The 15,152-nt window shown below is 63.3% G+C and carries 8 protein-coding genes; 2 read left to right on the top strand and 6 right to left on the bottom strand.

The genetic code is table 11. From position 1 onward, the window contains the following. Positions 1–109: 109 nt before the first annotated feature. From EP30_RS05980 to EP30_RS06005, 6 genes are all read right to left on the bottom strand, one after another. Positions 110–2,650: a hypothetical protein gene (locus EP30_RS05980; protein ID WP_140556968.1), complete on the bottom strand. Its 2,541-nt coding sequence runs from the start codon at positions 2,648–2,650 to the stop codon at positions 110–112. After that, entirely contained in the window at positions 2,647–3,960 is a 1,314-nt protein-coding gene (locus tag EP30_RS05985; protein ID WP_140556971.1) for a hypothetical protein, read from the bottom strand. Before EP30_RS05985 ends, EP30_RS05980 begins: the two co-directional genes overlap by 4 nt. Before the next feature lie 89 nt (positions 3,961–4,049). Further along, positions 4,050–4,991 carry a heme ABC transporter ATP-binding protein gene (locus EP30_RS05990; RefSeq protein ID WP_219846795.1) on the bottom strand — a complete coding sequence of 314 codons (942 nt, stop codon included), beginning with the start codon at positions 4,989–4,991 and terminating at the stop codon, positions 4,050–4,052. Continuing rightward, on the bottom strand, positions 4,988–6,235 hold the full coding sequence (locus EP30_RS05995; protein ID WP_181160818.1) for an iron ABC transporter permease: 1,248 nt from the start codon (positions 6,233–6,235) through the stop codon (positions 4,988–4,990). Before EP30_RS05995 ends, EP30_RS05990 begins: the two co-directional genes overlap by 4 nt. Positions 6,236–6,247: 12 nt before the next feature. Continuing rightward, entirely contained in the window at positions 6,248–7,495 is a 1,248-nt protein-coding gene (locus EP30_RS06000; protein ID WP_219846796.1) for a hemin ABC transporter substrate-binding protein, read from the bottom strand. A 257-nt stretch (positions 7,496–7,752) separates the two neighbouring features. Beyond that, the gene (locus tag EP30_RS06005; RefSeq protein ID WP_140556973.1) at positions 7,753–10,908 is read right to left on the bottom strand and encodes a fibronectin type III domain-containing protein; all 3,156 of its coding nucleotides are present in this window, start codon (positions 10,906–10,908) and stop codon (positions 7,753–7,755) included. Between the two features lie 1,522 nt (positions 10,909–12,430). On the opposite strand from EP30_RS06005, the gene EP30_RS06010 reads away from it, so the two are divergent. Then, positions 12,431–13,051 (top strand): hypothetical protein, encoded by a 621-nt coding sequence (locus EP30_RS06010; RefSeq protein WP_140556976.1) that lies wholly within the window; start codon positions 12,431–12,433, stop codon positions 13,049–13,051. Positions 13,052–13,640: 589 nt separating this feature from the next. After that, positions 13,641–15,062 (top strand): ribonuclease H, encoded by a 1,422-nt coding sequence (locus EP30_RS11340; protein WP_375137739.1) that lies wholly within the window; start codon positions 13,641–13,643, stop codon positions 15,060–15,062. The last annotated feature ends 90 nt before the right edge of the window (positions 15,063–15,152 follow it).

A 15,152-nucleotide genomic window follows, 5' to 3' on the forward strand; every position in this document is an offset into this window, starting at 1 on the left:
CGGACTATCCGGATAGTCCGGATAGTCCGATAATCACAAGGTCCCGGTATCGCATGATCTGCGGTACCGGGACCTTGGCGTATTCGACGTAATTCAGCGTATTCACGCTCTATCTGCCGGCGAGGAGCCGATCGAGCGCTGCGGAGGGATCGAGTCCCAGCCGACGTCGGATGAACCATCCGCATCCCAATGGCAATGCGGTCGCTGCGGCGACACCGGCCGATCCGGCGGCGATGGTCCGCGCATTGTCCTCGATCAACGGGCCGGCGTCGGCCGCCGATGTGACGCCGTTGCCGTTCGCGCCGGGAGACGCGGAACGACCCGTGCCGTCATCCGCAGTGTTGTCGTCCGCCGAACCCGTGTTCTGCTGCGCGGCGGTGGTCTTCTTCGCCGACGAGCTCTTGGAGCCTGTGGCGTTCGTTCCGGACGAGGTCGAGGACCTGTTCGCAGTCGTACCACCCGTGGATCCGGTCGATCCCGCGACGGCCGCACCGGCACCCGCGGCCGACGCCGCCACCGGTGAATCAGCCGGAACGTCGACCTTGTATGATGCGTCGAACTGCACGGACATCGGCAGCGTGACCTTGGCGAAATCGCGAGCGCCGCCGGCCGTGTACCAGTAGGCGGACTGGCCTGTCTCCAGCTGGAAGTCGACGAACGACTGCGGGAACGAGCCCCAGTATGACGCGTTGGTGTCGTCCTTGGCCGCCTGACCGCCGTGGTCGCCGCTCGCCGTCACCGCGACGCCAAGATATTCCGGGGTGACGGTGAAACCGTGCGCCGACTGCGCCTGCTGGAGGTTCACGTTTCTGATGTCGGCCACGTGAATCGTCCGGGGAGACAGCGTGACCCACTTGCTTGAATCGGTCATGGACGATCCGTAGCCGGAGGCCGTGGCGGTAAGTGCGCCGTTGCCGTTGGCGTCAAGTGTGAGCTTGGGGTCGGTCACGCTCCAGTAGGTCATGCCGCCGTAATAGGCGACCGTCCACGAACCTTTCCACGAGATCTCGACGGAACCGTCCGCGGCCATGCTGCCGGAACCGTTGGCGATCACCACCTGCGATTCGGTGTTGACCGATCGGCCGTCCGCACGCTTGCTCATGGTGACGTTGTCGCCGTCGCGGGTGAGACATTTGCTGTCCCATGATGCGCGCGCCCACTGCCCGGCCGAGTTCGGCTTTTCGATGCTGACGTTGCCGTCCACCGCCTTGTAGAAATCCTGCGTCCAGACCTTGGCTGAGCCGGTGTTCGCCGCCTTGCCCGCCGACAGGAAGTTGCAGTCCCCGTAATAGGCCGCCGAGTTCGTCTCGTCGTTCATGCCCCAGCGGAGGGTGACGTTCGAGTAGGTGACGGTGGCGTCGGTGTTGTCGTTGGAATTATCGCCGGAGCCGTTGTTGTTATTGTTGTTCCCGTTGTTGTTGGAGTCACCGCCACTGTTGTTGGAGTCACCGTTGCCGGTATCGCCTCCGGAATTGTTGTCTCCGCTGCCGTTGTCGCCGCCGGAACCATTGTCACCGGAACCGCCGTTGTTGTTCCCATTGCCGCCGGAACCATTGTCACCGCCATTGTTTCCATTGTCTCCGCTGCCGCCGTTGCCGCCATTATCACCGCCGCCGGGATTCGACGGTGTGCTCGGCGCGGCGTCTCCCCACGCAACGCTGATGGGCGAGGCGACCTTGCGCGGCTGGATGCTGTTGGCGTTGCCATCGGTGGTGTACCAGTACGACGTCTGCCCGGTACGCTCGTTGAACGCTACCCACGACTCGGGGAACGATCCCCACCAGTCCTTGTTCGCATCGGTCTGGGCGACCTGTCCGGAACCGGCCTTCACACCGAGATAATCGGGCTGGGCGTCAATGCGCTCATCGCCGAACACGATCTGCTCGGCGTCGCCGTTCTTCACTCCGGTGGCGAAATCGGCCAGATGGATGGTCGTGGCCTCCAGCGTCTCCCACTTGCTCGGATCGTTGCGATCGGCGCCGTATCCGGTGGCCGTGCCGGTGAGCGTGCCCTTGCCGTCCTTGATGTCGAGCACGGGATCGGCGATCGACCAATAGGTCATGCCGCCGTAATACACGATGGTGAACGACGCGCTCTTCCATTCGATGTGTGCGGTGCCCTTGCTTGCGTCGACGGTGCCGGTGCCGCCGGTCAGTCGCACGACGTTCTCCGAATACGTGGGTTCGGCGTCGGTCTTGCCCTGCGGGGTGAACGTGAGTCCGCCGGTCCGCCCGCTGATGCTGGTGCCATTGCGGTTCGTGCATCGATCGTCGAATCCTGATACCTGCTGCAGATCGCCGTTCGCATCGGGTTTGAGGATCTGCGCGTGCGCGTCCTCGTCGACCGTACGGTACAGCGGCTTGCCGTCGGTGTCGACCGAATCGGCGGTCCAGATGCCGGCGCTGCCGGCGTTGCCCGACGTGCCCGCGGACAGCGCGTTGCATCCGCCGGCGTATGCGCCGCCGCCGCTTTCGGGGTTCACGCCCCAGTCCAGTACGACGTCACTCACCGTGGTGTCGGTCGTGGTGCCATCCCCGTCGTCCGTTGCGGCGAATGCGGGTGCCATGGCCGCCACCGATCCGGCGCAGACCGCCGTGACCGTGGACAGCGCGCAGATGGTCTTCAGTATGGTCTTTCCAAGACTCATCATGATTCCTTCCGCTCGGATCCGGCCGAATCGGTCTTGTCGTCGGCGCCGGAGTTATCGACGATGGGCAACGTCTGCGTCTCCTGCACATCGGATCCCGTGGAACGCAATCCACGCAGTCCGCCGCCGGGAACGAATATGGATGGCGTACCGGCGGACTGTGCAACAGCTGAATTCGCAGTACTGTTCACCGGCGAATCGCCCTGAGACGGAACCGCGAAATCAGACGGATTCCCCTCGGCCATCGCCTGTGCCTTGTCGGCCTTCGCCTGCTCCTTCAACACCCGCTCATGCAGTCGACGACGGTGCTTGGCGGTCCTGATCTCCTCGCGCGCGCGGACGCTGGCGGCCTTGCGCTCGCGACGCGCGGCCTCCCTGTCCAACGCCGCCGGCGAAATGCCGAGCAGCAGCGACTTGGCCGCAAGATATCCGCCGACTCCCGCAGCCAGCACGATGATCGAAATCCCCAGAATGATCACCGCCGCCACGATCAGCCATCCGGCGATTCCCCAGGTCGGTACGTTGGTCATGCCATTCCTCTCCGTTGTCGCTCCCGCAGCCGTGGTCGCCGCATTATCATTCGCCGCACTGTCGTCTGCCGCGGCGGCATCATTGGTCGATGTATTGTCTGCCGTACCGTTCTTCGCATCGGCGTTCGCGTCACCATTCGCCGTATCGGCGGACTGCGTCTGATCGGCGTTCTGATCGTTGGATTCCGTAGAGCCGTCGTCGGACTGATCGTTCTGCGACTGCTGGTCGGACGCCGTCGCGAACGTCATCGGCGTGAACGTCTCGTTCGTCGAATTGGCCACGCCATGCGCACCGATCGTGATGATGCCGCACTGCACGGCCGTGCAATCGACATCGACCGGATTGCCCGACCGGTCCACGCTGGTGAACTTCGCGCCGGGCACGGTGATCTTGGCATGCCACGTGCCATCCGCAGCGAGCTGTCCGCCATTGGCGGCCGACGCGGTCGAATCGCCGGGGAACGCGACAAAGACGTCATAGCCGGTCGGATTGTTCTCGTCATCCGGCACGTACCGGTAGGTCTCCCCCGTCACCCCGCCCTTCGACGGCTTCCAGGAATCCCCGTTCGGATCGCTGACCCAGCCGAACAGCACGTAGATGCCGCCGAATCCGCCCTGCACCGACTGGAATCCGCTGCCGGACAGATCAACGGTCGTCGCCGAATCGGGATGCAAAGTGCCGCCCTCCACCGACGTCGACACCTTGGCGCCGGCCGCGTGTGCGGGCAACGGCAGTGCAACCGACGTGACGATCGCGATCACCACGGCAGTCACGGCCATCATAATCATCGCCGCACGTCGTACCATGCCAAACGTGGCCGTATCAGTACCGACCCCGGATCGGAAACGATGTACTCTACTCAACTCGTCGCTCACTGCACTCCCCCTGATTCCACGGTTCCACCGCCAGCATCAACGCCAGCATCAACATCAACGCCAGTATCAACACCAATGCCATGCCTGCCATGAACATTGCGGTCCACGACCGGACGCCACGGCACGATGATCAGTCCACCATCGGGATGACGCAGCACATCGATCCGGCACTGATACACGTCACTCAGCAGCACCGGCGTCAGCACCTCCTCCGGCGTGCCCAACGCACGCAGACGACCACGCTCCAGCAACGCCACACGATCGGCCCACGCGGCCGCCGCATCCAACGCATGCACGATCACCACCACCGCACATCCCGCGGCCGCATACTCACGCCCGACGCGCATCAGCATCTCCTGATGCTTCACATCCATGGCCGCGGTCGGCTCATCCAGCAGCAGAATCGGCGCGGTCTGCGCCAGCACACGGGAGAACGCAGCACGTCCCCGCTCACCGCCGGACAGCGACGTGTACACACGGTCGGCAAACGGCTCGACCTCGGTCATGGCCATCGCATCGTCGACGATATCGTCGTCATGCATCTCCTGAGCGGTGCCCTCCCACGGGGATCGGCCCATACGCACGATGTCGCGCACATCAAACGGGAACGTCACATCCACGGACTGCAGCAGCACCGCGCGACGCATGGCCAATTCCGTGGAATCCCAAGCGTCGATCGGCTTGCCGAACAGGGAGATGTCACCGTCGTCGAGCGGAATGTCACCGGTGATCGCGTTGAGCAACGTCGACTTGCCGGCACCATTCGGCCCCACCAACGCCAGCAGTTCGCCGGCGCGAATGTCAAGATCGATGTTGGACAGCACCGGGCGCTCGCCGATGGTCACGCTCACATTCGACAGGCCCAGCACGCATTCGCCCGGCTTGGGCATATCGGGCACCAGATGATCGGTGCGCCATGGCAGTGTCAAAGTCATCATGCCCAACCTCCCGACTTGGAACGGCTGCGTCGCAGCAGCCAGAAGAAGAACGGGCCGCCGACCAGCGACGTGAGCATGCCGATCGGCAGATCGGCGAAGGCGATGGTCGTACGTGCGGCGAAATCGGCGATCGTCAACAGCAGTGCGCCGCCCAGCGCGGACGCCGGCAGCAGTGCGCGATGCCGCGGACCGATGATCATGCGCAGCAGATGCGGCACCACGAGTCCGACGAACGAGATGATGCCGGAGAACGCCACCGCCGACGAGACCAGCAGGGCCACCGCGATCATGCAGACGAACCGCAGGCGTTCCACGTTCACGCCAAGATGACGGGCCGACTTCTCGCCCAACGACAGCAGATCGAGACGACGGGCCATGCACTGCACGATGATCATGCCCACCACGCACAGCGGCGTCACCAGCGCGACCTGCTGCCAGCGGCTGCCGTTGAACGAACCCATCTGCCAGAACACGATCTGATCGCGGGCACTGGTGGGCGCGGCGAACGTGAAGAACGCTATGAGCGCCCCTGCGATGGCGTTCACCGCCACACCGGTGAGGATGAGCGTGACGACTTCGGTACGGCCGCCGCGACGGGCGAGCACGTAGACGAGCATCGTGGTGCCCAGACCGCAGACGAACGCCAGGAACGGCGTGGTGAACGAGCCGAGGAACGTCCAGCCCATGAGAATCGAGCAGCTGGCACCCACCGCGGCACCCGACGAAACGCCGACCGTGCCGGGTTCGGCGAGCGGATTGCCGAACACGCCCTGCATCACCGCACCGGCCACGCCGAGCGCGGCACCCACCACGATGGCCATGGCGATGCGCGGGAATCGTACGTTCCACAGCGCCTCGTTGCCGAACGAACGACTGGGGCCATTGAGCCAGTGGATGCCGATCTTGTTGAGCACCGATCCGATCACCTGATCGAACGGGATGACGAGCTGGCCGAGCGACGCCGACACGATGGTCATGATCAGCAGCGCCACGGCCATGATCAGGAACGTGGCGGCGGTTCGGCCCATTCCGGTTCGGGAGGCGTTGGCGGCGAGGGCGAGATCGGCGGCGTTGGCGTGGATGCGGGCCTCGCGATCGCGCTGGGATTGGCGGGTTGTCTGGGTTTGCTGAGACGTCCGGGTTTGCTGAGATTGCTGGGCGACGATGGGGTCCGGACGATCATGCGGACTGGGACTGGCGTCGCCCGCACGTGCCGTATCGTCTGCACTCGTTGTGCGTGTCATGTGTGCGTGCTCCTAATTCTGCTGACTCTGCTGACTCTGATTCGCGCCCTGCAGCTGGTTCTCGATGACCTCGGGCTTCTGGTCGGGCTGATACGACAGTTCCGGCGCATACACGGCGGTGGCGAGCGCGGCCAGCACCTGCGCGGTCTGCGGTCCGAAACTCATGATCTCGTAGTCGCTCATGTCTACCACACGCCGATGCTGTCCGGCCGGTGTCTCCTTGATTCCGGGCAGCTCAAGCATGGAATCAAGGCCGCCTGCGGATTGCACGCCGAGCGTCATGGCGAGGATCACATCCGGTGCAGCCTTGATCAGCGCCTCGGCATTGGTGGGGGCCATGCCGTTGAATCCGACTTCCTTGGCCACGTCCACCGCGCCGATCGACTGGATGAGCGAATCGGCGCCGGAGCCTTCGCCGAACCAGTAGTAGATCGACGTGCCGCGGACGTAGAGGAACACGATGCGTGGCTTGTGGTCGGCGTCGGCCGGCACGAAACGTTTGCCGATCGTATCGATGGTCTGGCTGATTTCGCTGTTCGTGCGTTCGACGAGCTGCTTGCCGAGTTCGCTCACGCCGAGCGCGTCGGCCACGGCCTGGATTTGCGTGCCGACGCCGTTGATGCCCTGATCGCTGACGATGGGCACGAACACGACGGGCACGCCGGACTGGCGCAACTGTAACTGCACGTCGTACGGTCCGATGCTGGTGTCGGTGATGATGACGGTGGGCGACAATGCCATGATCGCCTCGGCGTTGAGATCCATGCCGTTGGCGGTCACCTTGGGCAGCTTGTCCATGCCGGACGAGCCGGTGGCGGTGTCCCTGCCGACGAGGTTGTACCCGAATCCGAGCGCATACACGGCGGCGGCGAGGCCACCGTTCTGGTTGAGCGCCAGGATGCGGGTCGTGTCGGTAACGGTCTGTTCGGGACCGTCGGAGCTTTTCACGGTCACGGGCAGCTGCTGCTGTTCGAATGGCGCGTTGCTGATCGGGATGATCTGGTCGGATTTGGTGTAGGCGGTGGTCGGTCCTTCGATCGTGCGCGGATTCTGCAGTTTGGCCGCAGTGACGTCGGGCAGTTCCGGAGGGTTCGGTTCGGTGGAGGCGTCCGGCACGATGCATGATTCGAGGCTGGCCTCGCTGATGGTGCCGATGTTGGCGCATCCCGCCACGGACAGCAGGCATGCGACCACGAGCGCCGACGTCAGCAGCGTGCGTGCGCCGCGTCGGAAATCGCTGATCATATGTCCGATGTGCATGGGTGATCCTTGTGGGTGTGTGAGTGTTTGTGTGTGTATGTGGGTGTTTGTGTGTGTGGGGGTGGTTGAGGTTGTGGAGTCAGGCAATCGGCAAATATGATCCGGCTCTCCTCCACCCATCGAAGGGTGTCATGACCGATGTCATGACGGGAGGAGAACCGGATCGTTACGTGTGATGATCAGTCGGATGATTGGTGCGATCTCGACGATCTCACGAATCATCCGACGATCAATCGTCACCCAATCGTCACCGTGACTCAGTCGCGGTTCATGCGGCGACGGGCGGCGAGCGCGATGCCGGCGCCGGCGGCCAGCACGAGGGCCGCACCGAACACGCCGAGGACGGCGGAACCGGTCTTGCTCAGCGTGGCGGGCTTCTTGGTGGCGTTCGTGGCGTTGGCGGAAGCGTTGCCATTGCTCGTCGTGGTGGACGAGGTGTTGCCGTTGCCGTTCGACGTGGTGCCGGAGGTGCCGTTGTTGTCGGCATCGCCGTTATTGGTGTTGCCGTTGTTGTCGGTACCGTTGTCACCGGTGTTCGGCGCGGACACGTGCACCGGCAGCGAGGCGGACACGGCGACGTCGTCGATGGTGGCCTTGATGGTCACGGTGGCGGAGCCGACCTTCAGCGCGTTCACGGTCGCCTTGGCACCGGTCTTGTCGGCGGTCACCTTGGCCACGGCGTCGTCGGAGGACTCCCAGGCGACGGTCACGTCGTCGGTGTTCTCGCCGGCGATCACGGCGTTCACGGTTGCCTTGCCGTCCACGTCGAGCTTGAGCTCGGTGATGGTCTTGCCATCGGCGTTGGCGAAGGTCAGCTTCGGCGCGATCGGTGCGGGGGCCACGGCGGTGCCGCTCTGCGCGGCGTCACTGGTGCCCTTGGCGTTCTTGGCGGTCACGGATGCGGTGTACTCAGTGGCCGGGTCCAGCTTGGTGAAGGTGTGCTGGAACGTGTCGGCGTCCACGTCGGCGGTCAGGGCGGAGGCCTTGACCTTGGCCGCGGAGGCGTCCTTCGGCGTGAGGGTCACGGTGTAGCCGGTGATCGCGGAGCCACCGTTGTCCTCGGGCTTCTCCCAGCTGACGAGCAGCTCGTGGGCGGCACCCTGCTTGGCGGTCACGTTGCGCGGGGCGGACGGCTTGGTGGCCTCGGTCGGGGTCACGGCGGCGGACTTCTCGGACGCGGTCGAAGAGCCGGCCTCGTTCTTCGCCACGACGGTGGCGGTGTAGGAGACGCCCTTGGCGGTCAGGCCGTCGAAGGTGACGGTGGTGGCGTCGGCGGCCACGTCCTTGGCGATCGGAGCGCCGGTGGACGGGGTGAGGGTCACGGTGTAACCGGTGATCGCAGAGCCACCGTCGGACGGAGCCTTCCAGTCGACCTTCACCGAGCCGGCGGCCGGCACGGAGACGGCGGGCTTGGCCGGGGCGGCCGGAGCCTGGGCCTGGGCCTTGAGCGAGATGGTCTTGGCGGTGTCGAGACGACGGTCGGTCAGCGACAGTCCGTGCGCGGCGGTGGTGCCCACCACGTAGGTCTTGCCGTACTGGAAGGTGTTGGCGGGAATCGTCACCTTGGTGGTGAACTCGCCATCCTTGATGTCGGCGGCCTTCACCCAAGCGGCCTTGAGGAAGTCCTGAGGGCTGGTCGGGTTCTTGCCGGCGGTCCACACATCGGCGTCGGCGACCACGGCGTAGGCGCCGTAGTAGGCGGCACCACCGGTGAAGCCGGTGCCCTTGACGGTGAAATCGGTGTCCTTGGTCGGGTCGATGTCGGAGACCGGGGTCACGGTGATGGTCGGGGTGGAAGTCGGGTCGGCGTTCGGGGTCACGGCGTCGGAGGCCGGGGACGCGGCGCTGGAGCCCTTGTCGTTCTTGGCAACCACGCTGGCGGTGTACGACACGGCCGGGGCGGTGAGCTTGCCGAAGGTGGTGGAGGTGGCGTCGGCGGCAACGTCCTGGGTGATCGGGTCACCGGTGGACGGGGTGAGGGTCACGGTGTAGCCGGTGATCGCGGAGCCACCGTCGGACGGAGCCTTCCATTCCACCTTCACCTGGTACGGATCGGCCATGGAGCCGGCCACGGTGGCAGTCGGCTTGGCGGGGGCGGCCGGGGCGGTGGCCTCGGGCTCGGCGGCCTTGAGGGTCAGGGCCACTGCGTGGTCGAGGTTGCGGTTGGTCACGGACAGCATGTGCGCGGCGAACGTACCGACCACGTATTCCTTGTTCGGGTCGAGCGTGTTGGCGGGGATGTCGAGCACCTGGGTCCAGTTGCCGTCCTTGTCCAGGTTGGAGTAGCCGTCCTTCGGATCGTTGGCGGGACGTACCCACTTCTGCACCAGGAAGGCACCCTGGTCGGTCGGGACCTTGCCCGGCTCCCATACGGACTTGTCGGCGATCACCACGTACGTGCCGTACGCGGCGCCGGAACCGGTGTATCCCTTACCGGTGACGGTGATCTGCTGGTCCTTGGTCGGGTCGATGGTGGTCGGATCCGCGGACAGCGTGCCGATGTTGCCCACCTTGGACGGGTCCTCGGCGGCCTTGGCGGTGTAGGCCACGGTGATCGGCGTGGGGGCCTTGGCCGAGGCGTTCGCATCGGAGGCGCCGTTGTTGTACCAGTAGGAGGACTGGCCGGTCTTGTCCTGGAAGGTCACGAAGTCCTGCGGCCAGGATCCGCCGTCCGGGGCCTCGGTGGTCTTGATGGAGTTGTACTCGGGGGTGACGGTGAAGCCGGTGTCGGTCACCTTCACGTTCTTCAGCTCGGCGATGGTCTGGTTCTCGGCGACGGGTAGCTTGCTCCAGCTGCTGCCGCCACGATCGGTGCCGTAGCCGGACAGGTCGGCGGTCAGTGTGGCGGTGCCGTCGGCGTTCACCTTCAGCTCCGGATCGGCGGCGAACCAGTAGGTCATACCACCGTAGAACGCGACGGTGAAGGAGCCCTTCCACGTGATGTCAGCGGTGTTGGCCGTCGTGTCGATCGTGCCGGTGCCCTTGCTGAAGTTGACGGTGGCACCGGTGGAGGAGCCATTGCCGCCGGAGTACGGCGTGGCGGTAGCACCGCTGGCGGTGAGGCACTTGGTGTCCCACGTCGGGGTGACGGTCAGGTCGCCCTTGGCGTCAGGGTACTTGATGCTCACGTTGCCGTCGGCGGCCTGGAATCCGGGCTTCGGATTGTCTGCGGTCCAGGCGGTCATCGCCTTGCCCGTGTCTCCGGCCTCGCCGGCGGAGATGAAGTTGCAGCCGCCCACCCAAGAGCCGCCGGTGGCGATCTTGCTCAGGCTCCAGCTCAGCGTGGCGTCGCTGGTGGTCTTGGCGGTGGTGTCGGCGGCAGAGGCCACCGGCACGATCAGACCGGCACCCATCGTGGCCGCGGCGACCACGGAGGCGAGCGCAGCGGCCCGTTTCCTGTTGTTGAAGAACACTGGTGTTCCTTTCGTCTCATTCCCCAGCGCCCGCTGCGAACCCCGATCGGCGCATGACTGCGTTACGCGATCGTCGTTCCATTTCGTACACGTCGTTCACGTTCATCAGGGCACGGAACGAATCCCATGAACCCCAACGAATTCGATTGGCGTGTACGACTCAACGTCTATTCCGGAGCCTCCCTTATGGGTCACCGGTTCGTGTCAGGCGGGCATCGGTGCCAGCGTTCCGACGAGACGATCCCGGCATGCATCAACCATCGACCCGTCGTCGGCTGTCACCGACTTTCGTTTATTCGTTTCGGCCACCGGCATGCCGTTTGGGCACAGCCGCTGGTCCAAGCGTCGGTTCAGTCGACGGCCTGCGCCGTCGGCTCGGTCGACCGCAATGATCATGACGATCCTGCGGGATAGTCCAACACTGTTCCACGACCATCGCCTCGACTGATCCAACTGTGTATGACAGGCGTGGTCCGTGAAGAACACTCGCACGATACGACGAGGAAAAAATCATTCTCAAGTCTTGATTTATCCAGAAAAACTACGTAGTCGCGCGCGCGATATCAAGAATCATTCGCAAAATCAATACCTGTGATAAGAATCACATTCCCTGTTTTCGCATGTCCACCGCGCATCCGGGTCCGCAGTATGGCGCAGCTCGCTCAGGATCTGCGGCAAGCGCCGAAACCCCCGGCAGAGACCTCTGCCAATCCAGCACAATCAGTAATCAACACAATCCGTAACAGCAACGCACTCATTGCGGGTTTGTCACAACTGAAAACCAACCCGCAGTGAAAGGTGACCTTCACTGCGGGTGCAATAGAATCGCACGATCAACCCGCAGCAAGGACCAGTCCCCCGTGCGGGTCCACCAACGCAACATAGAAAACCCGCAGTGTAGATCGCTCCTCACTGCGGATACATTGCAATACGGATATCAACCCGCAGCAAAGCCTCCTCCTCACGCAACGAATCCACCTGTAGCGTCTGGTTGAGCAGGTCTGCAGCCCCACGCACAACGGATCCGCCACACCAAACCTACTCACCAACCCAACGACAGCCCCTTTCCACTGCCGATGCGGCAATAAGCGAATCCACTGCGCCTCAACGGAATCAACACGAATCCACATTCGACCACATTGGCCAATTCCCCTGGTCAAGCTGGTTCCCACGCAATAGCGTCGATCATATGAGAACGAACACAGCCATCGAGACCCTCCTCGACAATGCACAACAGACACGACGCTGCGCTGCCGGCGCCAACGAATCCCAACGGAAATCACTACGATTACGAGCGCATCAACAACTCCTCGTAACCCCGTATCGCAACATGTACGCACGTCCGGAATACTGGCAATCGCTAAGTCCTCCAGAACGACATCTGCATGTGGCACGAACACTCTCCGAAATCCACTCTGCATGGACTTTCGCCGGTCTGACCGCCATCTGTGCGTATGGAATCGAGCATTCGTATGCATTGCATCGAGAATTGACGGTTCATATCGCAAGTGCCACGAAGATCGTGAATCGCAAGAACGCTCCGATACGCCGAATACATGTCCACGACATTCGACGCTATCAAGCCAACGGCATACCCGTCACCGACATCCATCGCGCACTCATCGATTGCGCATCCATGTATTCGTTCACCGACACACTGCCGATGTTCGATTCCGCGGCGCATAAAGGAGTATCACTGAACGGTCTTCCGGAATCCTGCCGGACACTCAGCATCGACAGCGCCAACGTCGTCGCACTGTGCGCATACGCGGATCCGCTGAGCGAGAACGGCGGTGAATCATTCGCCCGCGCGACGATCATCGAACTGGGATTCATCGTGCCTCGACTGCAACGGCCGTTCATGAATCCATCGAATCCGAACGCGCCGTTACGCGCGGATTTCACGTGGGAGCTGCCTGGAGGCATACTCATCGTGGGTGAATTCGATGGCATGGAAAAGTACGTCATGAACGATACGACACGCAGCAGCGTTCAGGCCAGAGTGCATGCCGAACGAGAACGAGAGAACCAACTCAAGGCTCAGGGCGTGACCACGATCGTACGGTTTGAATTCGAGGATCTCACTCATCCCGAACGGCTGGAGCACAAGCTGCTGCAAGCAGGCGTGCCGAAGCGGCGGTGATATGACCGTAAGTGCGGATCGTACCGTACGTGGAATCATACGGATGAGCGTGATGTGTACCAGCAACAACCATCCTTCGATGCCGATTCGGCACAGGCTGGATGCAGACCCGCAGTGAAGCGGTCAGCCCGCTGCGGGTCTGCATCACATTATGCGCGAACCCGCAGTGAAGAGCATGCATAACTGCGGGAATAGCGGAGTAGTACTACCAACCCGCAGTCAGCGGTTCTCCTCCATGCGGGTTGCTGTCAAACCGCACACCAACCCGCAGCAAACAGCTCTCTTCTATGCGGGTTTTTACTGATCCACACACCAACCCGCAGCAAAGATCATGTTCCATCTGCGGATCCGAACAAGTCGTCAGCGTCCAGCTATCCATCAGTTACCGAGGCAAAGCAATACCGATCAGAATCCACGTACATCCACGCATATTTGACGTGCCTCGCCGCTCCTACAAGCCAGACCTAGATCAACAGGAGAATCATTCCGCAAGCGATATCACACCCTCATGCGATGGACAATTGGACTGCAAGTGGACAACGGCGCGACGCGGATGTTCCCGAGAAGGGCAGACGGTAGGGTGGGGCGTATGACGATTACTGTTTCCACAGACGGCAGCGCACTGGGCAATCCGAACGGTCCGATGGGATGGGCGTGGGCCGATCATGAGGCGCATGCCGGCGGACGTCCCGGTCACGAACACAGCGGTGACTGCGATGCCGGCGGTGCCACGAACGGCACGAATCAGATCGGCGAATTGTGCGCAGTGCTCGAGGTGCTGCGCGCGCATCCCGGCAGCGAGCCGCTGGTGATCGAAACGGACTCCCAGTATGCGATCAACTGCTCCACCAAGTGGGTACACGGTTGGAAGCGCAACGGTTGGAGGAACTCGCAGAAGAAGCCGGTGAAGAACGCGGCCGTGATCAAGGCGATCGACGTGGAGCTTGCAAAACGTCCCGGACCGGTGAAGTTCGTGTGGGTGAAGGGGCACGCGGGCAACGCCGGCAACGAGAAGGTGGACGAGCTGGCGCGCACGTACGCGGAGGACTGCCGGTCCGGCGCCCGCGATGGATACCTGCCCAGGGAGGGTTGGGAGTCGCTGCTGGCGTCGGAGTACGCCAAGGGCACGGATGTGCCCGCCGACGCGCAGATGCTCATGGATGGGAAGATCACGGCGGCTGAATATCATCTGGGACACGGCGAGGATACGGGTGGCGTTGGCGCGGCCGGTGGATCGTCGGGGGGTGCGACACGCGCCGGCGCACGTGGTACGAGTATGACTGCCGATCGCAGTGAACGCACCGATCGCGGTGAACGATCGCACACGTCGCATACGTCGCGTGATCATGGCACGAAGTCGTTGGCGCAACAGCTCGCCGGAGAGGAAGGTGTCCCCGAACTGGCCGATTTTTCGGCTGCATCGACGGCTGCGAACGCGTCGGCAGACGGTACCAGCACCAAACGCAATGGTTCGCATAAACGTACTGTCGGCATTGACATCGACAACGGTTCAGTCGACGACGGTACGGCCGGAGACGGCTATATCGATGACGGCACGACCGATGTCAATGTGCATGACAACGTGCATGACAACGTGAGCGTTGACGACGGCTCTGTCGACGGCCGCACACGCCACGAAACCGATACGGATCGGCGCAATGCAGCCACGGCAGAGGATGCCGGGAACGCCGCGTATAGCCGCCAATCGCCTGATCCGCAAACATCCGTTCCCGCGACCGGAGCCGTCAACGACATCGTGCAGAATACCCGTCAGACCGCCGCCCGACAGACGTCGCCTGTTGTTTCACAATCGCCACGACGGGCGACCGGAAGCGGACTGCATGCGTCGGGCAGGATCCGGATCACGCCTCCGCCGTCGAGTAGTCCGTCGTTCGCCGGCGGCACGATCACGATCAACGGCACGATCTCGTTCACCGGAACCGTGGATGCCGACGGATACATGCAGCTTGACGGCGATGTGACGATCATCCCGCATGGTTCGCGCGGGTGATGGCAGAACGAACCGTCGCCCGCGAGCCGAACCGTCACCCACACGTCACCCGCCAGCCGAACCGTCACCCGCCAGCCGAACCGCCACCCA

The sequence above is a fragment of the Bifidobacterium sp. UTCIF-39 genome, from assembly GCF_006408715.1.
GTDB classification, from domain to species: domain Bacteria; phylum Actinomycetota; class Actinomycetes; order Actinomycetales; family Bifidobacteriaceae; genus Galliscardovia; species Galliscardovia tissieri.